Below are 26,461 nucleotides of genomic sequence, written 5' to 3'. Positions count from 1 at the left end.
ACTAGGAGCGAGGGTCACTTGACTTTCATCAGGGTCCACCCCAGTCACCCGTGCGGGTGACTATTGGGACAGCCCCAACCATTAGTCTCAGCGATCGAGCGCACGCTTCAGCGCCCGGCCAATCATTACGCCCGCTAGGTTCCGACGGTAGGCGGCCGAGTACTCGCCATCATCGGCATACTCCCCATCATCCGCTCCTGCCATCTGGGCGGCGTCGATGACAGCGGAGGTGATGGTTTGCCCTACCAGCCGCTCCTCCGCAGACCGAGCCCGGAAGGGCATCGTGCCCGCTCCGGTGACAGCGATATGGACGCGCTGGACAACTTGCGCGGAATCCAGGCTCAAGAGGGCCGCCACCCCTGCCAGCGCGTAACCGGAGGCCGGATGCGGAAACTTCACATAGGCTTGACGTTCCGGGAGGCCCCGCGGAAATTCAATGCGCACGAGCACCTCATCGGCTGCCAAATTGGCCACCAAGGGCGCGACATACCATTCGTCGGCGGGTATCGTCCACTCCCCCGACGGTCCCCGTACCACCAGGCGCGCTTGGGCGGCGATAAACACGGCGCCCAGGTCGGATGCCGGATCCGCGTGTACGGCGCTCCCCCCCACTGTGCCGCGTTGACGCACCTGGGGATCGGCAATTACGGCGACAGCCTGCGACAACAGCGGCATCACCTCTCCTAAGCGGCGGTCACCCAGCACCCGCGCATAAGGGACCGCCGCTCCAAGCGCAACATAGTCCGCCTCGACGTCTACGGTGTTGAGCTCAGGTAGTCTCCCGACGTCAACCAGCGCTGAGGGACTTGCAATTCGCAGCTTCATCATCGGCAGGAGACTATGTCCTCCCGCCACCAGTTTCGCCTCCGCGTCGGCACTGAGCACCGCCAGGGCATCGTCTACGGTTGTGGCGCGGTGATAGCGAAAAGCACGCGGCATCATGAGGCTCGACCTCCTTTTGCAGCCATCGCCGATTGCATGGCCTGCCAGACTTTGGGCGGCGTCAGCGGCATGTCCAGATCGACAATGTCAAAGGGCGCCAGAGCGTCCATCACCGCATTAACAACGGCAGGCGTGGACGCAATGGTTCCTGTCTCCCCCACACCCTTGACCCCCAAGGGATTGTGCGGCGACGGGGTAACCGTGTGGTCCAACTCGATGGGGGGAAAGAAACGCGCCTTAGGCATCGCATAGTCGAGAAATGACCCGGTCAAAAGCTGGCCATCTTCATCATAGCGTGCCCCCTCATACAGTGCCTGTCCGACCCCTTGGGCAATGCCGCCATGGATTTGGCCCTCCACAATCATGGGATTAATCACCGGTCCACAATCATCGACGGCAATGTAGCGCAAGAGTTTCACCTCGCCCGTCTCGGCATCCACGGAGACCACGGCGATATGCGTGCCAAAGGGGTAGGTGAAGTTGGTCGGGTCATAGAACGCGGACGCCTCGAGTCCCGGCTCAACACCCGGCGGCAAATTCCACGCCAGATACGCCTGGAGCGTAACTTCCTGCAAGGTGACACTCCGATCTGGGTTGCCTTCGGCATGAAATTGCCCCTGGCCAAACTCCACGGCCTCCACCGGAACCTCCAGCATATGGGCAGCAATGGTTTTGGCCTTGGCGATGACCCGATCGGCGGCCAGTGCCAAGGCTCCTCCGCCGACGGCCGTGGTCCGTGAGCCGTAGGTGCCCCACCCCATGGCAATCCGGTCGGTGTCCCCATGCACCACTTCGATATCCGCCATGGGAAGGCCCAGACGGTCGGCCACAATCTGGGCGAAGGTAGTTTCCTCGCCTTGCCCATGGGGCGAAGCTCCCGTAAAGACCGTCACTTTGCCCCCGGGATGGACGCGGACCATCGCGCTTTCCCATAATCCCCCTTGAAATCCGACGGCGCCGGCCACCTGCGAGGGCCCAAGGCCGCACATCTCCACGTAGGTGCTGAATCCCACGCCAATATACTTGCCCTGCTGGCGCAGCGCCTCTTGCTCTTTTCGAAACGCCCCATAGTCCAACATGCCTAGGGCGCGATCCAGCGCCTGATGATAATCGCCGGAATCGTAAGTCAGTCCGAAGGGGTTGTTGTACGGAAATTGCTCTTTCTTGATAAGATTCTTTCTCCGCACTTCCACCGGATCCTGGCCGATTTCTCGCGCGTAGGCGTCCATGATGCGCTCCACCAGGTACGTGGCCTCGGGACGTCCGGCACCCCGATAGGCATCAACCGGGGTGGTATTCGTGAAGACCCCGTATACCTCCGCGGATGCCTTTGGGATATCATAGGCCCCATTGACAATGAGTCCGAAGAGAATCGTGGGCACCCCCGGTCCCGCGGTGGACAAATAAGCCCCCATGTTGGCATAAGCCCGCACCCGGATCGCGGTCACACGACCATCTCGTGTCCCAGCCAACTCCACTTGATCCACATGATCACGGCCGTGGCTGGTGATAAGAAAATGCTCAGAACGACTTTCCGTCCACTTTACCGGCCGACCTAAATCGCGGGCGGCGAAGGCGGTCAGCACCTCATCCGCATAGCAGGCGATTTTTGATCCAAACCCGCCACCCACATCGGTCGCTAAAATTCGGAGCTTATGCTCGGGAATGCCGAGAATTCCGGATACCAGCACCCGATGAATGTGGGGGTTTTGCGTGGTGGACCAGAGGGTCATTTCTCCCGTGCTGGGATTGTATTGCGCCACGGCACTGCGCGGCTCCATCGGGTTGGGGATGAGCCGCTGCTGCCGGAAGCTCCGTTTTACCACTACCTCCGCCGACTGAAAGGCGTCGTCCACTGGCGTTCCTACCTGCCAATGCAAGGCCACGTTGCCGGGTGCGTCTTGATGCAGTTGCGGGGCCCCGTCGGCCAGCGCTTCCATCTGGTCGTGAACAGCCGGCAGGGGTTCATAGTCTACCTGGATGGCCTCCGCAGCATCTTCCGCCTGAGCCCGACTCTCCGCCACCACTAAAGCCACTCCGTCGCCCACGTAGCGAACCCGGTCATAGGCTAATGCCGGGTGTTCCACCATCTTGAGCCCCGAGTCAGGGGGAATCCATGCCGTTGGGATAGGCGCCACCTGTCCCTTGATGCTCTGGCCGGTATACACTTTGATCACGCCGGGCAACGTTTGCGCCGCACTCACGTCCACACTTTTAATGCGAGCATGAGCATAGGGGCTGCGGACAATGGCTGCATAAAGCATTCCGGGTAGCTGCACATCATCCGTATATCGGCCGCGGCCGGTCACCAAGCGGGCATCTTCCTTACGAACCATGCGTGAACCGAAGGGACGCTCACTCATGACGACACCTCCCGACTTACGGCCGCTGGCGTCTCGGATTCGACCGCCAATTTCTGGGCCCGCGCCACTGCTCGGACAATGTTCTCGTAGCCGGTGCAGCGGCAGATGACGCCATCCAACAACTCGCGAATTTCCCTATCGTCAGCCTCTGGATGTTGCTCAACAATCCAGCGGGATACCATCATCACCCCGGGCGTGCAAAATCCGCACTGCAACCCATGGGCTTCTTGAAAGGCTCTCTGCACAACATGCGGGCCGGCCTCCGAGGCTAATCCTTCCACGGTGGTGATATGGCTTTGATCGGCCTGTACTGCCAAAACCGTGCACGACTTAACCGGCACGCCATCCATCAGCACTGTGCAAGCCCCACATTGCGAAGTATCACAGCCAATGTGGGTGCCGGTTAGTCCCAAGTGGTCGCGAAGAAAATAGGCCAGCAACGTGCGAGCCTCAACCTCGCCTACCGCCGCTTGGCCATTGACCACCATTTGAATGGAAAGTCGCTCCTCCATCGCTTTCCTCCCGGGTATCATTTCCGCCACATTCCGACACGTCAAATTGTGTCGAATATTCCGTATGCGGTATGTCCATGGTATCATAGGATAGACGCAAAGATCATCCATTTTCTGGAGGACGCCCATGATTCGAGAGCGGATTGACGCACGCATTGAAAAACGGCTGGAAGCCGTGATAGAGCCCCATATCGAAACGTGGCTGCACCGCTTCTTCCGTTCCGACCGTGGCCAATCCCTGATTGCCGAGGTGACCGCCGACTTCCTCGTGTCATGGATGAAGCCCGGAGAGGGAAAAAGCGGGGGATATTTCCAACGCACATTGGTCGATCTCGTTCAGCAAATGGCTGAGACCGATCCGGATTTCCGAAACGCCGTGATTGACGCGTTAAACCCGCACTTTAAAAGCTAGTGCAGAAACCCCGCAACCAGCATAAACCCAATGCCAAGGCCAAAAAATCCGCTAAGTCCTGAAAGCCCTTGACTCACCCGAACGCCTAAGCCTTGGCTTCGCCATGCCAGTATTAGGCCTAACACCGATAGACCGGCCAATAAGGCGGCAAGAAACGTGAAGAATAGACTGAGCGCCAACATGGGCTGCGCCACCTTGGCCAAGGCCAAGGTAAAAATGGCCAAATCGCCCGGCGACACTGCAATTCCAAACAACAATCCCACGCCCCAAGCACCGGCTGTGACCGATCGGCTGTTCATCTTCGGGGCTCTCTGTTCGCGCCAGCGCGTCAATTGCGACATCCCAAACCGCCATCCCGGCCAAAGCAAATCCAATAGAATCCAGGTGCTGAGAAGCATGAGCCAGAGCCCGGATATACATGAAAGGGTGCCCACCAGCGTCTTGGGCACGCTATGCGCAACGCCTAAGATGACGATGCCCATGACCAACATGCCAAGCGCGTGACCCCCGCCGATGCGTAGCGCATGATGAATACTTTGCCGGGTTTTGGCTCGCGTCGCACGCACGAACGTCCCGACGGCCGCCAAATGGTCCGGGGCCATGGCATGGCGCAGGCCCAAACCGGCTGCCAGCACAAGCAAGCCCCATGTTGCCCACATAATCCCGCCCCCTACCGTAACTCTTCGTATCAGAAGTTACGGCGCGACACGGTCGTCTTATGCGGGAAACATTGCACACTAGCGCTGTTTTTTTCGGGGACTAGCAGGTTTGGCGTATTTGCCCAAGAAATTTTCCCGATCCATTAGCACCATGACCGGACGCAAATCCCGGAAGCGTTTGAGGGTCTTCCACCCGTCCTTGTGATACACGGCCATAAGAATTGTTAAGTAGAACCACATCGACCATTTCGTCCAGCCATGCACCGGCACCCGTTGAAAGCCCAGTTTTTCGATGGTATGGGCCGCGTCTAAAAGCGTCACCCCGCCCACTGCCTCCACGGTGCGAAAATCAGGATGCTCCTCAATCCAGTTGGCCAAGTCGACCAGGGCCCGCATCACGCCATGAAGTGCGCGAAGGCCCGAAGATGCCCGGCCGCTAAACTGGGACAAGGCTGGATTGCCAAAGTGAATCTCCCCGAAGGGGGCTCCCGGTGTCAGGGTCTGTCCGTTAGCCAGCATCACTGGGTGCCCTTGATAGCGGATGCGCCCAATGCGAAGATAGGGCTCGCCCCCCTCGCTGTTGGGAATGGTTTCGATGTCCCATCCGCGCGTAAAGCGGAGTTCCCACCAGGTCCACGCCCGGCGTAAGAAAGACCGATCCAAGGTCATCGCGCCCACCGGCCCAGGTTCCAGACCCACGCTGCGAAGTCCGGAGACCATCGGCAGCAACGCATCCGCCGTGCGCTGGCGTGGTCCTCCAGCGTCATGCAGCACTACAACCGTACCCGGTTGGGCAAGTTGCACCACGTAATGGCTTATCCATTCCGGACGGCGATCGGCCCGCCAATCGTCCGGCGCGATGTTCCAAAATACGGGGATGAGGTGATACCGACGAATAGCAAGCCATGTTCCCAAGTTGACATGGCCCCACGGGGGTCGGAAGAAGCGCGGGCGCTGTCCGGTGAGTGCCTCCAAATCGTCGAGTGCCCGGCCAATTTCCCGAAAGCTTTGCCAGGGCCAGAGCAAAAACGCTGACACATGACGGCGCATGTGCAGCGCAATTTCATGGCCGTCACCCGCCATGCGACGTACCAACTCCGGATGGGACCCGGCCCGCTCGCTAATCATAAAAAACGTTGCCTGGACATTGGCTGCCTTCAATTGCTCGACAATCTGCTCCGTGTCTGGCCCTGGTCCGTCGTCAAACGTCAACCCAAACCGTGGCTCGCTGCGGGAACCGGCAAAAGCCCCCACCTGCAGATGATGAAAGATGAGATCGGGCAAGAGATAGAATACGAGCCAACATGCCACCACGACCAACGCTGCTATTAAGAACCACACCCGCTCCACACCCCCTCACCGTGCCGCCCAATATGCGTCAAATGGGAACAACCAATAAAAAAGCCCCATCACCAACAAGACCCCCGCTGAGAATAGAAACGGGGCCCATACGGCCACTTCGAAAAGCCGCGTGCCGACCAATGGTCCGACCGCCATCCCCAACCCTTCTACGGTCATGAACACCCCCCAATGCCACCCCTCAATTTCCCGCGGCACCAATTGTCCCAAAAAAGCATTCCATGAGGGCAGAATCATGGCATAGGAAAATCCCAACACGCCGCCCAAGGCCACCAGCGCATAAAAGTGGCGCGTAAAAGCCAGCATCGAAAGAGCCAGGGCCGCTACGAAGAATCCGCCGATGAGCGGCAGGCGAAGCCCGAAACGATCCGTCGCCCGCCCCATGGGCCAAAGCAACGCGACGGTAATGGCCCCCCCACCCGTGAGCAACCCAGCAAACTGCCAATGGCTCAAATGCAGCACCCGATTCACATACGGCTCCAAAACAGGCAGCATCAACCCCAAAGTCATATTCTGCAAAAACATTCCCGGCAAAATGAAGCGAAATGGCCAGAGAGTGCCAACCCACTCCCGAATCGGATGGTGCGCCGGCCGACGCGGCTCGAGCTCCGGATTTTGCAACGCCACGGCTAACGACCAGGCCGCGAGGTCAACCAAAATCAGGAGCACGAAAGCGGTCCGGTCTCGTCCGTGCATGATGAAATTGATGACCATCGGGCCCAGGCCTGAACCGGCCAGCCATGCCGCAAAAACGATACTCATAGCGGAAGCCCGACTGGCCTGTCCACTCAGCCGATTGGTACCCGTCACCACGGCAGGCCAATGGGTGGCAGTGCCCACCCCTAGTAAGGCCACAAACGCCACCGCCCCCATGGCGGTCTTGGCGCTCATCATCCCGAACAGGGACACCACCTCGATGGCCAAACCAGCCATCAATACCCGCTTGGATCCCCACCGATCCACCATCCAACCGGACGGGCCGCGAAACATCGTGTCCAAAAAATAATGAGCCGACAGCGCCACCCCAGCGACCGTCAACGGCGCCCCCAACGGCCCGGTGACATAGTTGGAGAGGAGCGCCACCACCAGCGCTCCTCGCGAGAATTCGGCCAGCCCCAGCACCCCGGTTAACAAAATTTTGGTGCTGGTCGCCGACTCCACCCTATTGTGCATGGGCCTCCGCCGCGGACACGCCTTCATAAATTTTGGCCGCAATGACGTCCGCCGCGTCCGGATGTCCCAGCAGACGCGCCTGCCGCGCCATGGCCTTCAACTCCCAAGGATGCGTCAACAGATGAGTTACCATTTCCGTCACGTCATTTTGATCCTTGGCTAAAAACCCCGCCCCATGCTTGACCACATAGGCGGCATTGGCATCCTCCTGGCCCGGGATGGGCCGATAGATTAGCATAGGAACGCCTCGGCAAAGCGCCTCGGTCGTCGTTAGTCCGCCGGCCTTGCTGATGAGGATGGAACTGACGCCCATGAGCTCATGTACGTTATTAACGTATCCCAGCACCACCATGGGATGCTGAGCACCTTTTTGATATTCCAGTGCCACTTGGCGGCGATTTTCCTCGCGTCCAGCCACCACTACGGTCGCATGAGGCACTGTCACTTGATCCAATTGGGACAAAATATGACTAAACTCCTGGATCGGCATGTAGGATCCGCCCATAAACAATAAAATGGGCTCACTGCCAATCCCCAGCTGACGGCGCACATTGTCCTCATTAACAGGTTCCTGAAAGCGGCTGTCGACCGGGATGCCCGAGACCACGACCCGCTTCGAATCGACGCCCCTTTCGATGAGGGCCTCTTTCATGTCATCGCCACCCACAAAGTAGAGATCAACATGACGATGAATCCACTGCGAATGGATGCTGTAGTCGGTCATTACCACGTAGTTGAGGGCGGAGAGCCGCCCTTGCCGCTTTAAGGTGGAGACCACGCCCGCGGCCGTAGGATAGGTCGAGACAATCACTTTGGGAGGTTTTGGAGCAATCGCGCGATAAAAGGATTCGATGCCAATGCGATTAAGAAATTGCTGAGTCGTCGACTCCGAATCAATCTTCTGGGTTGCCGTGTAAAACCACTTCCACAGGCTGGGCGCAAAACGGACCGAGCTTAGATAGGCCCAACGAATGACATTGTCGAGCTGCGAGTTAACAAACTTGTAATAGTCCAAAATCCCCAGGGAAAGCGCGGGGTGTGTGAGCTTCACTTTTAAGCCAATGGCTTTAGCGGCTCGAAGGTGTCCATCCCCATACCGTGCCGCCAAGATCATAATGTCCGGGCGACTGGCCAGAGTCGCCTCGTGATGCTGAGGCAACCAATCAATCCACTTGGCCAGATTGTCGGTGGGCATGGCATCAGGAACCGTACTGTCCGGCATTTTGTCACCCCCTCCGCTTCCATCTCGTCAGCCCCCCTCACGATACCAAACCGACCGCACCGTGACTAGTAGAAATGGCCGAGAGGCGTTATGCTAGTGTACGCCAAAAAACCGCGAACATTCGCCGATCCAGGGGGTGTTGGAAATTCCTACCGTCTTATCCTCTGAACCGGCCGAGTATCTTGTCGAACGCTCCCGCTTTATCGGGCAAACTTTTCGCCTCACTGACCCTGAGGCGTTGGCCGAGTCGCTGGAGGCCATGAAGGCCGCCTATCCCGGCGCCAACCACTATACTTGGGCATATCGCATTGACGAGACCCACCTCAGGGCCAGCGACAACGGCGAGCCACAAGGCACGGCCGGCCTTCCCATGTTACATATTTTACAACGTCAGGGATGGGAAGAGACCTTGGTGGTTGTCGTGCGTTATTTCGGCGGCATAAAGCTCGGCCGTGGAGGACTCGTGCACGCCTACCAAAAATCAGCCCAACAGGCTTTGGACCATACGGTGCCGGGAGTCGTGAAGGAAATTCGCACACTCCAGATTCGCATTGATTATGCCTCGTATGATCGGGTTCAACATGCCTTGGAACCCTTGGTGACGACCTTGGATGCCGAGTTCAGTGCCGACGTGGGCATTCGGGCCACCTTGGAGAAGGCACGCTGGCCTGACGTTGAGGCGGCTCTGGACGCCGCCGCACGGGGATCTTGGACCTGCGTTGGCACCCACGATGCCTTGGAACTGGTACCGTTAACCGATGGCAAAACGGATGAGTAAGGCCACAACGACCCCCGCCAGCACTGCGAGAAGCGTCCCAGGCATCCAATTGGCACGCCGGGTCGACGGCGCGGGGATGCGGGCCTCCGCCACACTCCCGTCTGTATACATCGACTCAATCAGCGCCTGATATTTGGACTCCACCACCGGCAGCTTCACCTTGAGCGACGGAGTCAGGTCACCAGCTTCCTGACTCAATGGTTTAGGGATAAAGCGAACTTTCTTGGGCCTCTCAAACGGCGCCAACCCCTCCGAGACACGCTCCACCTCTTTCATGACATACGCCATTAAATCGGGATCCTGAAGCCAGTCCCCATAGTCGCCGGGCTTCTCCTCCTTTTGGGCCCACCGGGCTACCTCGCCGGGTTCGAGAAAGAGCAGCGCCGACACAAACTTTTTGCGATTGCCCAGCACAACCGCCTGCTCGATCAGCGGAGACAGAATCAATTTTTGCTCGACCGCTTGCGGCGCGACATTTTTTCCGGTCGAGAGCACCAAGAGGTACTTCTTGCGGTCGGTGACCTTAAGGTACCCATCCCCCGTGAGCTGCCCTACGTCGCCCGTATGAAACCAGCCGTCCTGAAAGGCGGCGCGGGTATCCTCGGGCCGATTCCAATAGCCTGCGCTGATGTTGGGACCCCGAGCCAAAATCTCGCCGTCGGCGGCAATCGCAATCTGAACCCGTGGAAGCGGGCGGCCAACGGTCCCATAGCGCGGCACCGGGAGCACATTGACGGCTAAGACGGGGGAGGTTTCGGTTAAGCCGTAGCCTTCCAGAACCGGCACCCCAACGGCGAAAAAGAATTGACCAATCTCCGACGCCAATGGCGCTCCGCCGGAAATGACCATGCGCAACCGGCCACCCACGGCCTGGCGAATTTGCTCGAACACCAACCGGTCGAAGAACCCATAGGCGGCATTCATCCAGCCGGACACCGATTGACCTGTTGACAGGCGTTGATAACGGGCCCGGCCAAGGTTCACCGCCAACTCAAAAAGCCGCTGGCGAGTCGGGGACTGGCCGTGCACAGTAGCCCACACTTGGGTATAAATCTTCTCAAATACCCGCGGGACTGAGACCATTAAGGTCGGACGCACGGCTTTCATGTCCTCCGGCAGGTGATCGGTCGACCGCGCATAGGCCACTTCCGCGCCCTGCCCGAGAAAAAAGAGATGGGTCATGCGCTCAAGAATGTGGGACAAGGGCAAAAAGGAAAGCACCACGTCACGTGGGGTGACCTCAGCGTTGGGGACCTCCGCCAGTACCGCCTCAATATCCTCGATATTGGACAAAATGTTGCCGTGGCTGAGCATAACCCCCTTGGGGAGACCCGTGGTCCCCGATGTATAGACCAATGTGGCTAGATCATCCCGTCCATGCGCAGGGATCAGCATTTCGGAACTCTGGTAGGAGGCCAAAGACCAAAAAGATCGAGCCGCCCCATGGGATGGCGGCTCGATCACGATCACTTGGATTCCCGATGGTACTTTGGCTGCCAACCGTTCATTTTCCGCAATGACCCATTTCATCCCGGCATCTTCAACAATGTAGGCCACCTGATCGGCTGGTACCGACGGATAAATGGGCACCGTCACCGCATCTAACGTCAAAACAGCCAAATCGGCGATCACCCACTCGGGCCGCGTTGCCGAAATGAGTCCCACTCGGTCTCCCACTCCCACGCCCAACCGCTTGAGGCCCTGCGCGATGGATTGAATCACTCCCGCAAGTTCGGCATAAGTGCGGCTTTCCCATGTTTGCCCGTTCCAATAACGCTGGGCCGAATGTTCCGGCCACCGCTCAGCTGCCTGTTGAACCCGCCCCACCAGGTTTTGGACCACGATTCCCGCCTCCAGCAATCTAATTGCCTGAAGAAATTGTTTCTCTAGGAAAGTTTTGCTTTATCGTACTCCTAGCGGGGTGGGCTCGTAAAGATCTCCCTTAATTTACGAAAAATTGCTGCCCATTGTAGGCTTGCTCCCAAAAAAGCCACTCATAAATCATGCTCCAGTCAAAGACCTCCTCAACTTGTGCGTCCTCGTCCTTCCCGGAAGCCCCAGCGAGACGGTCAAAGAGGGATACAATTTCATCCACGGCACGACGGTACTCATCCCCGCTATAAACAAGAATCCAATCGCGAAGCAGTTTGTCCTCGGGCAGTCCCAGTCCATAGAGTTCCGTACCGATCTCCGCATACGTCCAATAGCAAGGAAGAACAGCGGCCAAAGCAGGCAAAAAGGCGCCCTGCATGACTTGGCGCACCATGTGATCGCCGTAGGCCTTGGTGATGAGGCCCTTGGGTCCACGTCCCAACTGCCCCTCAAGAATTCCCAAATCCCGTGCCGCACTCTGGTGCAATTCCCCTTCGACTTGAAATACGGTATCGGCGTGGGCCAATAGCAAACGGGCGGCGGCGATATCTGGGGCCAGACTTGCCAGCCTTGCCAAGACGCGGGAAAAGTCCTGCAAATAGAGGGCGTCCTGCTGAATGAAGGTTCGAAATACGGAGCGTTCCAGCGTACCCTGGCCAATGGCCACCACCATAGGATGCTGACGGATGCGCTGCCAATCTTTCTCCGCCCGTTCTCTCAGTGAGGCAAATTGCATAACCGTGTCCTCCTCTCTCATTCCTTCTGTTCGCTGCCCCGCCGTACCGCATGCCATAGCGGGCCATGGCCGTGGCCCAGCCCAGGGGCCTGGCGGATGGCTTCGGTGACATAGCGCTTCGCTTCGCGGACTGCTTCCGGCACCGTTTTTCCTAGAGCCAGCGAAGCCGCAATGGCCGAGGACAACGTACAGCCGGTGCCATGCGTATGGGGACTTTCGATGCGCGCCTCCTCAAGCCATTCCCCTTCGCTGCCATGCCAGAGCAGGTCGGCCGAAACCGGTTCCTCCAGGTGTCCTCCCTTAATCAAAATCCAGGGGACACCGAGGTGCATCAAGGTTCGCGCTGCACGGCGCATGTCGGTTCGATCCCGAACCGGAAAACCAATCAAGGCCTCCGCTTCCGGAAGATTGGGGGTAATGACGGTAGACAGCGGCAGGAGGTCCTCGCGCAACGCGTCCTCGGCACCCGGGCTCAAAAGAGCGTGCCCGCCTTTTGCCCGCATGACCGGGTCCAGAACCACCGGAACATGCCAGCTGGCCAGCGTTTTGGCCACCTGCCGGATAACCTCTTCGGCGCCCAGCATACCAATCTTGACCGCGTCCACACCAATATCCTCTTTCACGCGGGTCATTTGCTCCGCCACCAGAGCGGGATCAAGCACCAACACATGGCCCACGCCGGTGGTGTCTTGGGCAGTGATGGCCGTGATGGCAGTCATCCCATAGACTTGGAAAGCCTCAAACGTTTTGAGGTCCGCCTGGATGCCGGCACCGCCGGAGGAATCCGAACCTGCTATCGACAGCACTCGAGCGGTCATGACTGGGCCCCCAATCGCGCAAATGCCGCCCAAAAGGGATCGACTCGAGGATGGACCAGGGGCTCACGGCCCCCATGTGCGGACAGGCGCCAGCGGCCTTCGTCAGCCGGCAGCACGCGGCCAATCGCCATGACGTCAATCCCGGCATCTCTAAGAGCCCGCGTCACTGCATCCATTCGATCGGGCCTAACCGTAAACAGCAAAGTTCCTTCACTGATGCTAATCAAGGGATCAATCCCCACCCAGTCGGTAACCGCCTTGACCTCTGGCCGAATGAGTACCGCATCGGCATTCAGCTCTACGCCTAATCCCGAACACTCGGCAATTTCATAGACGCCTCCCACCACACCACCTTCGGTGGCATCATGCATGGCGGTTACCCCCTGATCGCGCAACCCGATGGAGGCCGCCACGCGGGCATCCTTTACCACCGTCATCTGGTCGAAGAGCGCATCCGCTGCCCGGCGAACGTCCTCACCCAATTCTCGGGCCACCCGCTCGCCATAGGTGGCGCCAATGAGCCCGGTCGCTTCAATGGCCGCGCCCTTGGTACAGAGCAGCACATCCCCGGGCTTGGCCATGGCGGTACTGATATATTCTGTTTCGGGACCGACGCTCATCACTGTCGCCCCACCCACCATAGGAAAGTGGCATCCCTCGTAGCGAGCCGTATGGCCTGACACAATGGTTAGCCCTAAATCCTTGACAGTCTTGTCCCACGCCGTCCAGAATGCGGCAAAGTCTTGGGTCGACATGGTCAAGGGCAAGTTCAAATCCACGGTCATGAAACGAGGTGTTAGTCCGGACGTCGCCGCGTCGGAGGTCAAAATGTGCACGGCAAACCAGGCTGCACGCTCCCAGCCATATTCCGGCACCACAAACACCGGATCGGTGGTCATGGCCATCACCACGCCCGGCGCGACCCGCACGACCCCAATATCAACCCCGGATTGAGGTCCCACCAGCAAATCGGGTGATGGCGAACCCACATGAGGATAGATGTACTCGGCGAAGGCTTCTGGGGAAATTTTCCCAATTTCGGGCATTTCTAAGGACACAAGAACCCCTCCTCTTTCCCCGGGGAAAAGAAAAAGAGACGTCCGTGCGGATCGTCCCCTATGACCTTCCCTACGCTGGCATGACCCAGGTCAGGTAATATGGGTTGGCGTTCGCCTCTCAGCCCTTACGGGCACCCCCGGCACTTGAGCTAATCATATCAGGGTCTCCTTGCCAGGCCAAGAGTTACGAGGCAAACGCGGGGTAAAAGCCTAAAAAGCGATGGAACAACACCGCCTCCTTCAGACGGTGAAGCGCGTCGAAGGCATCCGCTGGATCCGGACCCCGGAGCGCCGCGTCGACCCAAAAACGAAATTCGAAAGGGTAGCCGGGCCGAGGACGGGATTCAATTTTTGTGAGGTCCAGTGAATGTTCGGCGAATACACTGAGTACCGCCGCTAGTGATCCCGGGCGATGGGGAATGTCGAAGGCGATCGTAACCTTCTGTCCCGTCCGGTTGCCTTCGGGAAGACACGGCGGCTTTCGTTGCGCAATGAGCCAAAAGCGGGTGCGATTATCGGCATAGTCCTCGATGGGCTCGGCCAAGATGCGAAGACCATAGCGCGCTGCCGCATCGGGGCTGGCCACGGCTGCCACCCCCGACTCCGGAGATTCGGCCAGAGCCCGGGCGGACCCCGCCGTATCCAGGGTTGGCTCGGCACTGTAGCCGCGCGGTCCCCAAAACCCTCGGCTTTGCATCAGCGCCTGGGGATGGGAGCGAACAATCCGAACGGAGTCCAGCGTCGTCTCCGCTGGCGCCATAAGCGCCAGATGCACCGGTTGCACAACCTCAGCCCAAATGGTGAGGGCATCCTGCTCCACCAAACGATCCCACACCTCCGTCACCGTGCCGCGATAAGCGTTTTCGATGGGCAATAGCGCGTAGGCATGGGAGTCAGACACGAGTCGTTGGAACACCTCGGCAAAAGACGGCAGCCCCCGCGCCTCTTCTCCGGGAAAGTAGTGATGCACAGCCGACTCGCTGAACGCGCCCGGCTCCCCTTGATAAAACACCGATTTCCCCCCATAAGTTATAGATTGCGTCGGAGAACCCGCACGCTCCACTCGGCCCGTTCCACATTGCCCTCTTTTAAGGCATGCCGCACCTGATTGGACTCTGCCAACAACCGATACGCGCGAAGGCGCGCCGCTTGGCCGTCGCTTAACGGAACCGGAAGAACTCGGTCCACCGCGGGAATCCCGGTCCAATCAAACACCGCATCGCCAAAACGCCAGTCGCCAAAGTCAATCACCCCGACCAACACGTTATCACGGACAAGAATATGCTCGGGCGCAAGGTCGCCATGCAAGAGCGCTACGGGCCACCCGTTGTCTAACAGAGCCTCATCCCCCGCCAGAAAGATGTCGGCCATCTTTCTGGCCTCCTTGTGTGACAACAAAGGGCTCACGTCGCGCAGCGACGCGCGGCTCCGCGCACGATAGCGGGCGTGCCAGCGCCGCCGGACGGCCGCATCGTCTCGAGAAAAGCTTGGCGTATCATGGAGCCAGTGGCAAAATGCGAGAACCGCAGCCCGGAGCGCATCCGACGCCGCAACGGAATCGAAAGTATCACCCGCAATAAAGGGGTACCCGTACAACCCGGGCTGAACCTGCTGGTACCGCGGAATGGCAACGGGAGGATTGTCCAGTCGATCGAGCAGCGCCCGTTCCCGCCTAAGCCGCCACTGCCCGGCCGGGCTTCGGGGAATGCGAAGCGCCATCCCGTCGACGACCACCACCACAAAATCCCAACCTTCATTCAGCCACACCGCTTCCTGCCAGTTCACCTGAGGCCAGAAATGCGCCACGGACTGAGGGCTAAGCCTTTCCTTTGTCTTACCGCTCAATGCTTCACCCCACTCCGCCAGCTGTGTTGATTTCACCATAGCAGCATCCTATAGTAGCAGTATGGACACGAGCGCCTTAACCCTTACGCGTGCCTGGTTCGACGATCATCTTCAGGATGTCTTGAATCGGGCGCGAAAGAGCGGACATATTGAATGGTTCGCGAAAAGTTTAGCGATTCCTCCTGCCCGCTGGTCGGCCGTGTATGCCCGTTTCCCGGGCTTTGGCTGGTTCTTCCGGTCGCCGGGCGGCGACCTAAGACTAGGCCTCGGATTGGCTCGGGAATGGCAGTGGGCGGACCGCAGCCATTGGCCGCGCATGGAGGAATATGTACGCCGGCTTCGCGATGCCGGCGTTTCTCACGATGTCTGGATTGTCGGAGGACAAGCCTTTTCTGCCCAATCCAACTGGCCTGGGTGGCCGGCTGTGTATTTGGCGCTTCCCATGGTTCAAGTGACGGAAACCAAGACGGGAACCCAGCTGACCGTGGTCCTTCCCATAGCGCCTGACGCGGTGCCGGAAACCTATCACCGCCGGTTGGAGCCCGTCTGGCAGGCGTTTTTGGGACCCTCCGAGGAACCTGTTGCTGTCGGTCCCCCCAGCTCCTGGGAATCGCAGCCGTCGCGATACGACTGGATGGCCAAGGTTGCCGAGGCTGCTGCCCACATACGGCAGGGCGCGTTGCAAAAAGTTGTATTGGCTCGGGAAGTTACACTGACATTTGGTGACGCACTCCCCCTGGAGACGATTCTCGAAAATCTTCTGGCCCAAAACCCGGATGCGGCCAGTTTTGCCATTCGCGGACCTGAGGGGGTGTTTTTGGGAGCCACGCCCGAGATTTTAGCCCGGGCGCACGGCGGAGTGCTGGAAACAATGGGGCTCGCCGGTTCCGCCCCGCGGGGACTCACCCCCGAGGAGGACGCTCGCTATGCGGAGGCGATGCGCCGCGATCCGAAAATTGCCGCCGAGCATCAAGCGGTTGTCACGCATATACGGGAAGCGCTTCAGCCCTGGGTATCCGATCTTCAGTTGCCCGCCGAGCCGATTCTTAAAAAGCTTCCCACCGTTCAGCATTTATGGACGCCAATTCGTGGGCGCATTGATGAGGAAGCGGCCATTTGGCCGATTGTCGCTGAATTAGGGCCTACCCCTGCGGTGGCCGGATATCCCGTGAGTCCAGCGGTCAATTATATTCTGAACCACGAACCCTTTCAACGCGGTTGGTACGCGGGCACGGTGGGATGGAGCAGCGTGGGTGGCGACGCGGAATGGATGGTGGCCCTCCGTTCCGGGTGGATGCGCGACCACCGCATTCGACTTTACGCCGGTTGCGGCATTATGGGCGATTCCGATCCCGAAGCCGAGCTTCACGAATCAGACTGGAAGCTAAATACCATGCTAAGCGCGCTAGAAGTAGAAGGAGGCCTGAAGTAATGGCACTTCGTCCGTACTTGGGCCACCTGATTGCCCAACTCAACGCATCAGGGGTGCGCCGGGCGGTTGTGGCGCCCGGATCGCGTTCCACCCCGCTGGCCATCTTGCTGTACCAACATCCGGGAATCGAGATGCGTTTGGCGTTGGACGAACGCTCCGCCGGCTATTTTGCCCTAGGCTGGGCCAAAGCAGCACGAGAGCCGGTCGCGTTGTTGTGCACATCCGGCACGGCTGCCGCCAACTTTGCTCCGGCTGTTGCCGAGGCGCATTTGAGTCGCGTGCCGTTGGTGGTTCTAACCGCCGATCGCCCGCGTGAGTTGCGTGACGTGGGGGCTGCTCAAACCATTGACCAAATTCACTTGTTTGGCTCGCATGTAAAGTGGTTTCAAGATCTCCCAACCCCGGGCGAATTGGATTTGTCCCGCCACGGTGCCCAGGTGGCAGCCCGTGCCGTGCATATCGCCATGAGCCATCCGCGGGGACCGGTCCATTTAAATGTCCCGGTTCGAGAGCCGTTGATTCCTGAGCCGGGGGACATGCCGCCCGCCTTGTTTTCTGCCATGCGACCGGCCGCGTCCATCCCCGACACCGAGTCCCTGGACATTGCCCTGGATCATATTGCTGAATCCCAGCGCCTCGTCGTTGTGCTCGGACCCGAAACACCCCAAATTCCTCCCGAAACCTTGCAACGGTTTCGAGAAGCGGGAGCGATGCTGATTGTCGACCCACTCTCCGGCAACGCACGCCAAATCGAGGGATTGACCCGCTATGACACCTGGATTCGGAGGCCCAACCCCCCCGAACCACCCGACTTGGTCATACGACTCGGCGCACCGCTTACCTCGAAAGCCTTTCAAGGCTGGGTCCGCTCGAGCCCGCTTATCCTGTTGGATTGGCCGCGTGGTTTTCGTGAACCCGATCTCACCAGCCTATATCTCCTGGAAGGAGATCCGGAGAAGACCCTGGTTCATCTGTCGCGCCGCCTGCGGTTTCGCCCCGACGAGGCCTGGGGACGCACCTTAACGCAACGCGAGGCTGAAGCTCAGCAAACCCTAGACGGATTTTTGCGAGAGGCGCCCCCCTCGTTTGAAGGCCGTCTTTATCACGCCCTAAACCATCTCTGGCCGCACCCCGACAAGCCCGTTCTGGTGGCGAGTTCCATGCCGGTTCGCGATCTCGATACCTTTTACCCCCAAGGGCCTTTGCGTTTCTTTGCCAATCGGGGGGCTAACGGCATCGACGGGTTAGTCTCGACAGCGCTGGGCCTTTCCCAAGAGTTTGGCGACGTGCTGGCCATTTTGGGCGATTTAGCCTTCTTTCATGACATGAACGGGCTGGAATTGGCGCAACGCCACCACTTAAACGCCTTGGTGGTGATTGTCAACAATACCGGCGGCGCGATTTTCTCCACGCTCTCGCAAAGCACGCTCGACACCACCTTGTTCGAGGACTTGTTCGGCACCCCACAGGCGATGGACTTTTCCGGAGCGGCCACGCTTTATGGCGCAGAATTCCGCCGAGCCCATTCGTTTCATGAGGTGGAGTCTTCCTTTCACGCTTTGCGAAACCGGCCAGGGCTTCGTATTATTGAGTTTCGCACCACCCCGCGTCCTGAGACGGCACAGTGGCACAAACGCTTGTATCACTAGATCACCCGGAGGTCAACCATGCGCAGCGTTTTCTTGCAACATCAGAAATGGCACTACGCCACCTGGGGCTCTCCGGAAAACCCCGCGCTTCTTTTGCTACATGGATTCACCGGTTCGCACCAAAGCTGGGCCGCGTTGGCCTCAGTTTGGACTGAGCAATATTACCTGATTGCGCCGGACTTGCCAGGTCACGGCTTAACGGCCCCGCCCCACGACTTGAAAGCCATGTCAATGGCCTCGCAAGCAGCCTGTCTGGATGAGCTGCTTGAGAGCCTTTCCATCCCGAAAGCGGCTGTGTTAGGCTATTCGATGGGCGGTCGGCTTGCCCTGCATCTGGCTTGCCTGTACCCCGACCGGGTTTCGGCGTTGATATTGGAAAGTGCCTCGCCGGGATTGGATGATCCTGACGCCCGAAGGGCACGCCAGCAGAGCGACGAGAATCTGGCCGAAGCCATCGAAAAACAAGGGCTCGACTGGTTTATCGCCCACTGGAACCAGGTGCCGCTTTTCCGCGATCAATCGGACAGAGTGCGGGAGGCAGAAAATAAGATTCGCCGACAGCAGCATCCATCCGGTCTCGCAGCCAGTCTTCGGGCGGCTGGGATAGGAGCGCAAGCGTCACTTTGGTCCAGGCTTGGTGATCTCGCCATGCCTGTATTGCTCGTGACCGGCGAGAACGATGCCAAATTCGCCGCCCTCGCTGATCAGATGGCGGAGCGTTTGACTCGGGTGCAGCGGGTGTCGGTAGCTGGTGCCGGACATACTGTCCATGCCGAGGATCAAGAGGCGTTTGCCGTGGCCGTTGAACGGTTCTTGGCCGTCGTAAACCAACATAATTGGCCCCGTGAGGGGATTTAAGGAAACCTTTTCAGTCCAAAGGAGGGCTACCATGGGCTTCAACTGGGAGTTGAGAAAAGAGTACTCTGACGTGCTGTTTCACCAGATGGACGGCATTGCCAAGATTACCATCAACCGTCCGGAAGTGCGCAACGCGTTTCGGCCGGACACGCTGTTTCAGTTGGAAGATGCCTTCAACATCGTGCGCGACGATCCGGAAATCGGCGTCGCCATTTTGACTGGTGCCGGCGACAAGGCATTTTGCTCCGGTGGCGACCAACGCATCCGTGGTGACGCTGGCTACGTGGGATCGGACGGCGTACCCCGGCTCAACGTGCTGGATCTGCAAAAGCAGATTCGCTATCTTCCCAAGCCCGTCATTGCCATGGTGGCAGGCTATGCCATTGGTGGCGGCCACGTTCTGCATCTCGTTTGTGACCTCACCATCGCCGCCGACAATGCCCGATTTGGCCAAACCGGTCCAAAGGTCGGAAGCTTTGACGCCGGTTATGGCGCGACCTTGTTGGCTCGCATCGTCGGCCACAAAAAAGCCCGCGAAATCTGGTACCTGTGCCGTCAATATGATGCCCAAGAAGCCTTGGATATGGGGTTAGTCAACACCGTGGTGCCGCTCGAGAAGCTAGAGGAAGAAACGGTGCAGTGGTGCCGTGAAATACTGGACAAGAGCCCCATCGCCATTCGTTTCCTGAAGGCAGCCTTCAACGCCGACACTGACGGTCTGGCGGGAATTCAGCAATTGGCGGGAGATGCCACCATGCTGTACTACATGACCGAGGAAGCGCAGGAGGGCAAGAAGGCCTATCTGGAGAAGCGGAAGCCCGACTTCGCCAAATTCGGGCGGCTGCCCTAATTGATCGTTCAGAGTCCCGACTGGCTTCACTATCAAGCCGAGATTCATCCCCAGCGCGAAGCCCTAATCTTTGGACAACAGCGCTGGACGTTTGCCGAATTGGATGCCGACGTAGCCCGCCTCGCCGGCATCCTGGCAGACTGGGGCATCGGTCTCCAACACCGTGTCGCCTATCGCCTTCGACGCTCGCCGGAGCAGGTGATGCTGGCCCACGCGCTCACCCGACTGGGCGCCGTGTTGGTGCCGCTCAATACAAGACTGAAGCCGGGCGAACTAGAACCCATTATTCAAAACGCGGACCCGACCCTGATTGTGGAAGACGGGTCGGATTTTGCATGGCCCGATACTGGCCATCGCCGCATAATCCTCGAGGAGTTAATGGAAGGCTCCTTAGCCCAGCCCTTATTCACCGCCACGTTGAATTTTGAGGACTTGCATGCGCTGGTCTACACGTCCGGCACCACTGGGACCCCCAAAGGGGTGGAAATCACCGTAGGCAACCAATGGTGGAGCGCCATGGGCTTCGGACTTAATGCGGGCCTTGAACCCCATGATCGTTGGCTTCACATTATGCCCCTGTTTCATGTCGGCGGTCTGACAATTCTCTTTCGGAGCGTCATTCATGGATCGACGGTGGTGCTGGAAGAGGGCTTCGACCAAGTCCGCACCTATGACACCCTAATCCGTGAACGCATCAGCCTGCTTTCGGTCGTTCCCACCATGGTGCACCGACTGCTGGAGCTTGATGGCGATGCCCCGCCCCACTTGCGGTTAGCTCTTCTCGGTGGCGCCCCAGCCGCCCCGGCCTTAATTGAACGAGCCCATCAACGCGGCTATCGGGTCGTTCCCACCTACGGCATGACGGAGACCTGCTCGCAAATTGTCACCTTGGAAGAAAGCGAATGGCCGAAGCGCGCTGGGTCGTCGGGCCATCCCAACTTGCCGGTAGACGTACGTATTATGAAAGACAACCGGCCACTGCCGGCCGGTAAAGTCGGCGAGATTTGGGTGCGGGGGCCCATGGTAGCCCGAGGATACTGGAACAATCCCCAAGCTACGCGCACCACTTTCCACGACGGATGGCTCCGCACTGGCGACATTGGCTACCTGGATCCCGACGGGTTTCTGTATGTCATTGATCGTCTCCGCGACATGATTATCCGCGGCGGTGAGAATATCTACCCGAGTGAAGTTGAGCAACACCTCGTTGGCCATCCGGGAGTATCCGATGTGGCGGTCTTCGGCGTCCAGGACGAAGAGTGGGGCCAGCGCGTGGCGGTTGCGGTGGTTGTGTCTGATCCGGCACTCACCCCTAAAGACTTACGAAATTTCTTGTCGAATCGGCTAGCGTCCTATAAAATTCCTTCGATCTACTATCGTGTGGACGCTATCCCGCGAAACGCCAGCGGCAAAATTTTGCGCGCGACCCTTCGCGACCAAACGTCCGCCATGACGAAATGGACGGAGAACCATGACCTTTAAAGCGTTCCTGCGCGTCAGCCGTCCGCCCACGCTGGCCGCGACCGTGGTACCCATGCTGGTGGGAGGGGCATTAGCCTGGCGCACACTGCATTTCCTCGACTGGTGGGCGTGGCTGGACATCATTTGCATCGGTTTTTTGATGCAGATTGGTGCCAACATGCTCAATGAGTATTTTGATTATGTTAAAGGCCTGGATACCCACGAATCCCTAGGCATCGGCGGCATCATCGTCTCTGGCGAGGTTAAGCCCCGAACCGTATGGCGCTGGGCCGTGGGGCTTTATGTGCTGGCTTTAATACTTGGGCTGCTGTTGGTCATCTTTCGGGACCCCTGGCTCCTGCTGATGGGCATATTAGCCATCGTCGCCGGATTCTTGTACGCCGGGGGACCCTTTCCCATTTCCGCCACCCCCTTTGGCGAATTCTTCGTGTTTATGATTATGGGACCCTTGGAGATTACCGCCACCGAACTCGCAGCTGGCGGGGGCATCACCCCGATGGCTTGGATCGCGTCTATTCCCGTCGGATTTCTGGTGGCTGGCATTTTGTTGGGCAACAACCTCAGGGACCGCGTCAAAGACGGTGAACATGGACGGCGGACCATCCCCGTGGTCTTGGGGCATCACCGCGGCTTCGCGATCATTACCGGCGTTGTGGCGGCCGCTTATGCGGCCGTACTGGTTGCGGTACTCACCCGCCATCTCCCCTGGCCCGCTCTCCTGGTTTTTGTCTCTCTACCGCTGGCCTTTTCCACGTTGAAGCTTTTGAGCCGGGAGGAAGGATTGAAGAGGGCCGTCCCGCTCATGGGCCGCCTACACGTTGTGACGGGCATTTTGTTGGCCATTGGATTGGTTCTGTGACGTTTTTGCCGGTCGATTCGGTGCACACTAAGGACAGGAGAGGGGATACCACGATGAAGGGAACCCAGATGATTTTACGCTTAGCCTTTGTCATCGCCCTATTGGTAGGGCTCGGTGGCCTGTTGGGCTTTTGGGCCATGACGCCCGTTTTGCGAGACGTGCACATTGTCACCGGACTCATGGTGCTGGTTTCGGCGGGTTGGCTGGCCTTTCAAGTCAAAAACCCCACGGTGGCCGTGGGGGCGTTGCTCATATTGTTGGGTGGCATTCTGCCGCTCATCATGTCCGCCGATTCGTTAGCGGTGCGCGTTTTTCACCTGGTCGTCATGATTGTGGCCCTAGGCTTGGTGGAAATGGGCGTTGGCCGCGCCCTTCGGGCCCGGACTTGATGGGCCAGCCAAGACTCTAAGGCCGGGGGCATTTGGCCGGGTTTAAGTTGGTGCAGCGTATTGCTGTCGGCCAAGGTATCAATCTGCAAAACGCCATCCGGAATCGTGTTCCAGTCAAGAACCCCCGGGGGGATGTTGGGCCCGCCCACCACTCGGGGGTTAAAGTGTCGGCGTGTCAGTGCATTGAGAAAAGCGGCGCTATAGGCAGCGGGCCGACCCGGAAACGGCGATAGACGGTCGGCCACGTTGGCCCGAGTGCCGAGATCCTGCTCCAACTGGTTAGGCTCTTGGTGGTATGCCGCGCGAATGACGGCCAAGACATCCTTTGGCGTGGTCCAAAACTCCCCCGGGCCCCGATGCGTCAAGTCCTTTTGGGGAAATCCCGTTAGACGAATGTCTTGGCTTTCACCGTTGCTGAGCAAAAAGCGAATATAGTACTGTCCGGTTAAATGATCGTAACGGCCTTGCCAACTATCCACCACATTCTCCCGAACCCCCTGTCCTAGCGAGGTGGTCACCGGAATCACCAACAGCAACGCCACCATACTGCCCGCGGCCAAAGCCGCTTTGGCTCCAAAGCCCAATTTTACCGACTTCACCCTATCCCTCCTGGGCATAGGATGAAACATTCACCAGCCCCGTATACCGTAAAGTTAACTCGTCACGTCGATTCCCCGGTGGGATTGCTCGGCGCGACCAGCCACCTCCTGCAAAAGAGCCACTTCCGTGCCCGAAAGACCATGGGACAAAAAGAGGGTGATGTCGGCATGATTTCGCGGGGCCGGAGAGGCCACCAACCCGGCCAAATCCTGCATCCGATCCTGATGTTCCGTCCTGTGCCAGAGAAAATCCGAATCCTTGCGGTGTTGTTCGGGAAAATCGCTCGCTAGGATGCGAGCCAGCGCCGCGGTGTTTTCCGCCAATTCCGTGCGTTCACGATACTTAGGTCCCAAGGCGTTGATGTGCGTTCCGGGCCGAAGCCAAGCGGGGTCGAAGACGGGCACCGACGATCCGGTGGCGGTAACCAAAATGTCGGCCTGAGAGACGGCATCGATCGCCGAGTGCGCCGCGATCACCTCCACCGACCAAGCCATCCGAGCTTCGTCTACCAGGGTCCTCAAACGCTCTAAGTCGCGTCGGTATGCGATGACGCGGCGAATCGGACGCACCGCCAGAGCCGCCTCCACCTGCATCCAGGCTTGCCGGCCGAACCCAATCACGCCAACGGTCTCGGCGTCGGGGCGTGCTAGAAGATCGATGGCGACACCGCCGATCGCTCCCGTTCTGAGCTGGCCAAGGTATGAGCCAACCGCAAGAGCGATTAATTCGCCCGATTGGCCGTCCCACGCCGCCGCCAATTGATCGCTGGCCGCCAACCCCGTCAGGTAGACGCGAAGGCCCAAAGCCTTGGACGATCGCAGAGCCCCCGGAGTCCAGACCAACCCAACGGGGCCGGCGCGAAACCCCTCGCGAGGCGCTGACACCAACTCGCCCTGAGATCGGGCATAAAAGACGCGTTTCATAAAAGCGACAGCATCGGCCATTGGACACACCGCCCGAATATCGGCATCCGTCAGTATTCTCAACGTTGACCCCTCCCCCTATCAGCATATCGGGCGATGCAAGGTCTTAGCCATACTACAAAGGTCCTAGAAGAGGCCAGGACCTTCACGCCCCCCTCAGGCGCCTAAGGCGACGGAGCCGGTCCCCAGTCCCGCGGCGGGCGCACCTGAATTGGTGCGCGACTAAGCAAACACCATCAACCTCACCTCCAGGCACCCCTTAGTGCCAGTTATGGCGTTGGCTGTCTACGGAATCCTTCTTTCTTGGACAATGAGCGAAGACGACGGGTAGGCCTTATTCCCCGAGCAAGGCTCGACCCAAGACCCGGGAACTCCCGAGGATGGCCACCAGGAGAAAGTAGGCCCCAGCCATCATGGCTGAAATTGTCAGTCCCAGGGGTAGTGAATACGCCCCGACGGAAGTCACAATGGGCAGGAGACCGGCAGACAACAAGGCCACCCCCACGCCGCGCACGCCCGCAATACGGGCCCTTATGGGCGCTGGACTGCGCCGTTGCAAGGAGGTCATGAGGCTCATGACCGAAAGCGTACTTGAAGCTCCGAAAATCCCCAGGACCCCAATTAATACGACGGCCTGGTGAATCAGGGCCAACGCGGCAAACAATCCACATTCCGCTGCGAGCCCAATAAGTGCCGCATGTCGATATCCCACGCGACGAATAATCTTCGAAGCAAAAAACCCCATGATGAGGGACCCCACCGTAAAGCTCCCGTCGAGGACGGAAAGCCAGTAGACTTGATTATGCAGGTAGACCGCCACCAGGGGAACGACCGCCACGTTCACCAAGGCCACCAGCACGAAGTCGCCTGAGGTCACCAATAGGTGCGCACCCAATCCGCGCACAGTACGGATGGCAACAAAGACTTCGGACCACTTCACGGGAGGGACAGTTGATCGCGTCTCCCCCACACGGCTGGCCTGAGGGACAAGGCCCAAGGTTGCCGAGGCGGCAAGATAGAACGCCCCCGTGGCGGCAAGCGCCACCACCGGCCCTCGCCACGTCATCACCAGGGCGGCCAATGCGAGTCCCGAAAGCCAACCAGCCTGCAATACGCTGGCGCGAAAGGAGTTGTATCGCAGCAACAGATCGTTTTGATTGATTTGAGGAGCCAACGTGTAATGGGCCAAATTGTATATCGGTTTGGCGACGGCTGTGGCCGCCACCGCGGCTGCCACCCAAAATACATGCTGATCCTGCAGGATGAGCCCCACCACGACAAGTACTACCGCCCCACGAACGGCATCAGCGGCCATCATGACCCGGCGAGGGGCACTACCGTCGATCCACGTGCCCACCGCCAAGCGGACACCGGATGCCAGGAGCGAATCGGCCACTAAGGCGAGGCCGAATGCCGTCGCCGAACCAGTTGCCTGATAAAGCAACTTCGCCAGCGCCAAATTCTGAACCCCGGTTGCGATATTGGACAAGAACGCAGATGCTAAAAGCCACCGTGTAGCCGACGGCAAGCCGCACGCGCGATGTGACTCCTTCTGTTGGGCCAGAATCACGGCGCGACCTCCCCGATTCGGAGCCTAGCAGCTTGTGTGCGTAGTCGGTCCGCGATGCCGTCGCTCCGCATGTAGAGTAGCCCGTTAACTCGACCCTCAG

At 59.0% G+C, this 26,461-nt stretch carries 25 protein-coding genes and 1 riboswitch; of the genes, 9 read left to right on the top strand and 16 right to left on the bottom strand.

Features of this window, described 5'->3' with window-relative positions; genetic code table 11:
- Positions 1 to 87: 87 nt before the first annotated feature.
- From HIJ39_RS13765 to HIJ39_RS13755, 3 genes are read right to left on the bottom strand one after another with little or no spacing between them, the layout of a single operon-like run.
- Positions 88 to 942, bottom strand: coding sequence for an FAD binding domain-containing protein (locus HIJ39_RS13765; protein WP_169100660.1), 855 nt, complete (start codon positions 940 to 942; stop codon positions 88 to 90).
- Positions 939 to 3,305: a xanthine dehydrogenase family protein molybdopterin-binding subunit gene (locus tag HIJ39_RS13760; protein ID WP_169100658.1), complete on the bottom strand. Its 2,367-nt coding sequence runs from the start codon at positions 3,303 to 3,305 to the stop codon at positions 939 to 941. The genes HIJ39_RS13765 and HIJ39_RS13760 overlap by 4 nt, the downstream gene beginning before the upstream one ends.
- On the bottom strand, positions 3,302 to 3,817 hold the full coding sequence (locus HIJ39_RS13755; protein WP_169100656.1) for a (2Fe-2S)-binding protein: 516 nt from the start codon (positions 3,815 to 3,817) through the stop codon (positions 3,302 to 3,304). The genes HIJ39_RS13760 and HIJ39_RS13755 overlap by 4 nt, the downstream gene beginning before the upstream one ends.
- 127 nt (positions 3,818 to 3,944) lie before the next feature.
- Between HIJ39_RS13755 and HIJ39_RS13750 the strand changes: the two genes are divergently transcribed.
- Positions 3,945 to 4,229, top strand: a complete 285-nt coding sequence (locus tag HIJ39_RS13750; protein WP_169100654.1) for a hypothetical protein — start codon at positions 3,945 to 3,947, stop codon at positions 4,227 to 4,229.
- On the opposite strand, the gene HIJ39_RS13745 is transcribed toward HIJ39_RS13750, so the two are convergent.
- From HIJ39_RS13745 to HIJ39_RS13730, 4 genes are all read right to left on the bottom strand, one after another.
- Positions 4,226 to 4,888, bottom strand: a complete 663-nt coding sequence (locus HIJ39_RS13745; RefSeq protein WP_169100653.1) for a HoxN/HupN/NixA family nickel/cobalt transporter — start codon at positions 4,886 to 4,888, stop codon at positions 4,226 to 4,228. The genes HIJ39_RS13750 and HIJ39_RS13745 overlap by 4 nt on opposite strands.
- Positions 4,889 to 4,966: 78 nt before the next feature.
- A complete protein-coding gene (locus HIJ39_RS13740; protein WP_338055178.1) occupies positions 4,967 to 6,238 on the bottom strand; it encodes a polysaccharide deacetylase family protein in 1,272 nt (423 codons plus the stop codon).
- Positions 6,239 to 6,244: 6 nt separating this feature from the next.
- Positions 6,245 to 7,420, bottom strand: coding sequence for an MFS transporter (locus HIJ39_RS13735; protein ID WP_169100651.1), 1,176 nt, complete (start codon positions 7,418 to 7,420; stop codon positions 6,245 to 6,247).
- The gene (locus tag HIJ39_RS13730; RefSeq protein ID WP_169100649.1) at positions 7,410 to 8,642 is read right to left on the bottom strand and encodes an MGDG synthase family glycosyltransferase; all 1,233 of its coding nucleotides are present in this window, start codon (positions 8,640 to 8,642) and stop codon (positions 7,410 to 7,412) included. Before HIJ39_RS13730 ends, HIJ39_RS13735 begins: the two co-directional genes overlap by 11 nt.
- A 139-nt stretch (positions 8,643 to 8,781) precedes the next feature.
- Here HIJ39_RS13730 and HIJ39_RS13725 point away from each other — a divergent pair, with 139 nt between their 5' ends.
- Entirely contained in the window at positions 8,782 to 9,420 is a 639-nt protein-coding gene (locus HIJ39_RS13725; protein ID WP_207711679.1) for an IMPACT family protein, read from the top strand.
- On the opposite strand, the gene HIJ39_RS13720 is transcribed toward HIJ39_RS13725, so the two are convergent.
- The 6 genes from HIJ39_RS13720 to HIJ39_RS24215 all read right to left on the bottom strand — a co-directional run bounded on the left by HIJ39_RS13720 (position 9,394) and on the right by HIJ39_RS24215 (position 15,788).
- A complete protein-coding gene (locus HIJ39_RS13720; protein WP_338055177.1) occupies positions 9,394 to 11,262 on the bottom strand; it encodes an AMP-dependent synthetase/ligase in 1,869 nt (622 codons plus the stop codon). The two genes, HIJ39_RS13725 and HIJ39_RS13720, sit on opposite strands and share 27 nt — an antisense overlap.
- Positions 11,263 to 11,362: 100 nt before the next feature.
- A complete protein-coding gene (gene tenA / locus HIJ39_RS13715) occupies positions 11,363 to 12,028 on the bottom strand; it encodes a thiaminase II (protein WP_169100647.1) in 666 nt (221 codons plus the stop codon).
- A gap of 17 nt (positions 12,029 to 12,045) precedes the next feature.
- Entirely contained in the window at positions 12,046 to 12,846 is an 801-nt protein-coding gene (thiD, locus tag HIJ39_RS13710; RefSeq protein ID WP_169100645.1) for a bifunctional hydroxymethylpyrimidine kinase/phosphomethylpyrimidine kinase, read from the bottom strand.
- Positions 12,843 to 13,904, bottom strand: a complete 1,062-nt coding sequence (locus HIJ39_RS13705; RefSeq protein WP_169100643.1) for an AIR synthase-related protein — start codon at positions 13,902 to 13,904, stop codon at positions 12,843 to 12,845. Before HIJ39_RS13705 ends, thiD begins: the two co-directional genes overlap by 4 nt.
- A 50-nt stretch (positions 13,905 to 13,954) precedes the next feature.
- A riboswitch (TPP riboswitch) is annotated at positions 13,955 to 14,053 on the bottom strand.
- 35 nt (positions 14,054 to 14,088) lie between these two features.
- On the bottom strand, positions 14,089 to 14,916 hold the full coding sequence (locus tag HIJ39_RS13700) for a prephenate dehydratase domain-containing protein (protein ID WP_169100641.1): 828 nt from the start codon (positions 14,914 to 14,916) through the stop codon (positions 14,089 to 14,091).
- A gap of 17 nt (positions 14,917 to 14,933) precedes the next feature.
- Complete coding sequence (locus HIJ39_RS24215) at positions 14,934 to 15,788, bottom strand: phosphotransferase (protein ID WP_169100639.1); 855 nt, start codon at positions 15,786 to 15,788, stop codon at positions 14,934 to 14,936.
- A gap of 82 nt (positions 15,789 to 15,870) precedes the next feature.
- Here HIJ39_RS24215 and HIJ39_RS13690 point away from each other — a divergent pair, with 82 nt between their 5' ends.
- The 7 genes from HIJ39_RS13690 to HIJ39_RS13660 are packed head-to-tail and all read left to right on the top strand — an operon-like array spanning position 15,871 to position 23,268.
- Positions 15,871 to 17,181 (top strand): isochorismate synthase, encoded by a 1,311-nt coding sequence (locus HIJ39_RS13690; RefSeq protein WP_207711677.1) that lies wholly within the window; start codon positions 15,871 to 15,873, stop codon positions 17,179 to 17,181.
- A complete protein-coding gene (menD, locus tag HIJ39_RS13685) occupies positions 17,181 to 18,830 on the top strand; it encodes a 2-succinyl-5-enolpyruvyl-6-hydroxy-3-cyclohexene-1-carboxylic-acid synthase (protein WP_169100635.1) in 1,650 nt (549 codons plus the stop codon). The genes HIJ39_RS13690 and menD overlap by 1 nt, the downstream gene beginning before the upstream one ends.
- 18 nt (positions 18,831 to 18,848) lie before the next feature.
- On the top strand, positions 18,849 to 19,688 hold the full coding sequence (gene menH, locus HIJ39_RS13680) for a 2-succinyl-6-hydroxy-2,4-cyclohexadiene-1-carboxylate synthase (RefSeq protein ID WP_169100633.1): 840 nt from the start codon (positions 18,849 to 18,851) through the stop codon (positions 19,686 to 19,688).
- A 31-nt stretch (positions 19,689 to 19,719) separates the two neighbouring features.
- Complete coding sequence (gene menB, locus HIJ39_RS13675; protein ID WP_169100631.1) at positions 19,720 to 20,538, top strand: 1,4-dihydroxy-2-naphthoyl-CoA synthase; 819 nt, start codon at positions 19,720 to 19,722, stop codon at positions 20,536 to 20,538.
- Positions 20,539 to 22,020 (top strand): o-succinylbenzoate--CoA ligase, encoded by a 1,482-nt coding sequence (gene menE, locus HIJ39_RS13670; protein WP_207711676.1) that lies wholly within the window; start codon positions 20,539 to 20,541, stop codon positions 22,018 to 22,020. It begins immediately after the preceding gene.
- Positions 22,010 to 22,879 carry a 1,4-dihydroxy-2-naphthoate octaprenyltransferase gene (menA, locus tag HIJ39_RS13665; protein ID WP_169100629.1) on the top strand — a complete coding sequence of 290 codons (870 nt, stop codon included), beginning with the start codon at positions 22,010 to 22,012 and terminating at the stop codon, positions 22,877 to 22,879. The genes menE and menA overlap by 11 nt, the downstream gene beginning before the upstream one ends.
- Before the next feature lie 53 nt (positions 22,880 to 22,932).
- Positions 22,933 to 23,268: a hypothetical protein gene (locus HIJ39_RS13660; RefSeq protein WP_169100627.1), complete on the top strand. Its 336-nt coding sequence runs from the start codon at positions 22,933 to 22,935 to the stop codon at positions 23,266 to 23,268.
- Here the strand turns inward: HIJ39_RS13660 and HIJ39_RS13655 are convergent.
- The 3 genes from HIJ39_RS13655 to HIJ39_RS13645 form a co-directional block, all read right to left on the bottom strand.
- Positions 23,193 to 23,867: a hypothetical protein gene (locus HIJ39_RS13655; protein WP_169100625.1), complete on the bottom strand. Its 675-nt coding sequence runs from the start codon at positions 23,865 to 23,867 to the stop codon at positions 23,193 to 23,195. The genes HIJ39_RS13660 and HIJ39_RS13655 overlap by 76 nt on opposite strands.
- A gap of 54 nt (positions 23,868 to 23,921) precedes the next feature.
- Positions 23,922 to 24,854 (bottom strand): ornithine cyclodeaminase family protein, encoded by a 933-nt coding sequence (locus HIJ39_RS13650; protein WP_169100623.1) that lies wholly within the window; start codon positions 24,852 to 24,854, stop codon positions 23,922 to 23,924.
- Positions 24,855 to 25,125: 271 nt separating this feature from the next.
- Positions 25,126 to 26,361, bottom strand: coding sequence for an MFS transporter (locus HIJ39_RS13645; RefSeq protein ID WP_169100621.1), 1,236 nt, complete (start codon positions 26,359 to 26,361; stop codon positions 25,126 to 25,128).
- Positions 26,362 to 26,461: the final 100 nt, after the last annotated feature.

Source organism: Sulfobacillus harzensis (genome assembly GCF_012933365.1).
Lineage (GTDB): Bacteria > Bacillota > Sulfobacillia > Sulfobacillales > Sulfobacillaceae > Sulfobacillus_B > Sulfobacillus_B harzensis.
Note: the sequence above shows the minus strand (reverse complement) of the source record. Positions and strands in the feature narration are given on the sequence as shown.

Excerpts from the sequence above, each read along its gene's own strand:
- menA (WP_169100629.1), top strand. The coding sequence starts at position 22,010 with ATGACCTTTAAAGCGTTCCTGCGCGTCAGCCGTCCGCCCACGCTGGCC.
- HIJ39_RS13750 (WP_169100654.1), top strand. The coding sequence starts at position 3,945 with ATGATTCGAGAGCGGATTGACGCACGCATTGAAAAACGGCTGGAAGCC.
- HIJ39_RS13755 (WP_169100656.1), bottom strand. The coding sequence starts at position 3,817 with ATGGAGGAGCGACTTTCCATTCAAATGGTGGTCAATGGCCAAGCGGCG.
- HIJ39_RS13765 (WP_169100660.1), bottom strand. The coding sequence starts at position 942 with ATGATGCCGCGTGCTTTTCGCTATCACCGCGCCACAACCGTAGACGAT.
- menB (WP_169100631.1), top strand. The coding sequence starts at position 19,720 with ATGGGCTTCAACTGGGAGTTGAGAAAAGAGTACTCTGACGTGCTGTTT.
- HIJ39_RS13660 (WP_169100627.1), top strand. The coding sequence starts at position 22,933 with ATGAAGGGAACCCAGATGATTTTACGCTTAGCCTTTGTCATCGCCCTA.
- HIJ39_RS13735 (WP_169100651.1), bottom strand. The coding sequence starts at position 7,420 with ATGCACAATAGGGTGGAGTCGGCGACCAGCACCAAAATTTTGTTAACC.
- HIJ39_RS13745 (WP_169100653.1), bottom strand. The coding sequence starts at position 4,888 with ATGTGGGCAACATGGGGCTTGCTTGTGCTGGCAGCCGGTTTGGGCCTG.
- tenA (WP_169100647.1), bottom strand. The coding sequence starts at position 12,028 with ATGCAATTTGCCTCACTGAGAGAACGGGCGGAGAAAGATTGGCAGCGC.
- HIJ39_RS13760 (WP_169100658.1), bottom strand. The coding sequence starts at position 3,305 with ATGAGTGAGCGTCCCTTCGGTTCACGCATGGTTCGTAAGGAAGATGCC.
- menD (WP_169100635.1), top strand. The coding sequence starts at position 17,181 with ATGGCACTTCGTCCGTACTTGGGCCACCTGATTGCCCAACTCAACGCA.
- menH (WP_169100633.1), top strand. The coding sequence starts at position 18,849 with ATGCGCAGCGTTTTCTTGCAACATCAGAAATGGCACTACGCCACCTGG.
- HIJ39_RS24215 (WP_169100639.1), bottom strand. The coding sequence starts at position 15,788 with ATGGTGAAATCAACACAGCTGGCGGAGTGGGGTGAAGCATTGAGCGGT.
- HIJ39_RS13730 (WP_169100649.1), bottom strand. The coding sequence starts at position 8,642 with ATGCCGGACAGTACGGTTCCTGATGCCATGCCCACCGACAATCTGGCC.
- thiD (WP_169100645.1), bottom strand. The coding sequence starts at position 12,846 with ATGACCGCTCGAGTGCTGTCGATAGCAGGTTCGGATTCCTCCGGCGGT.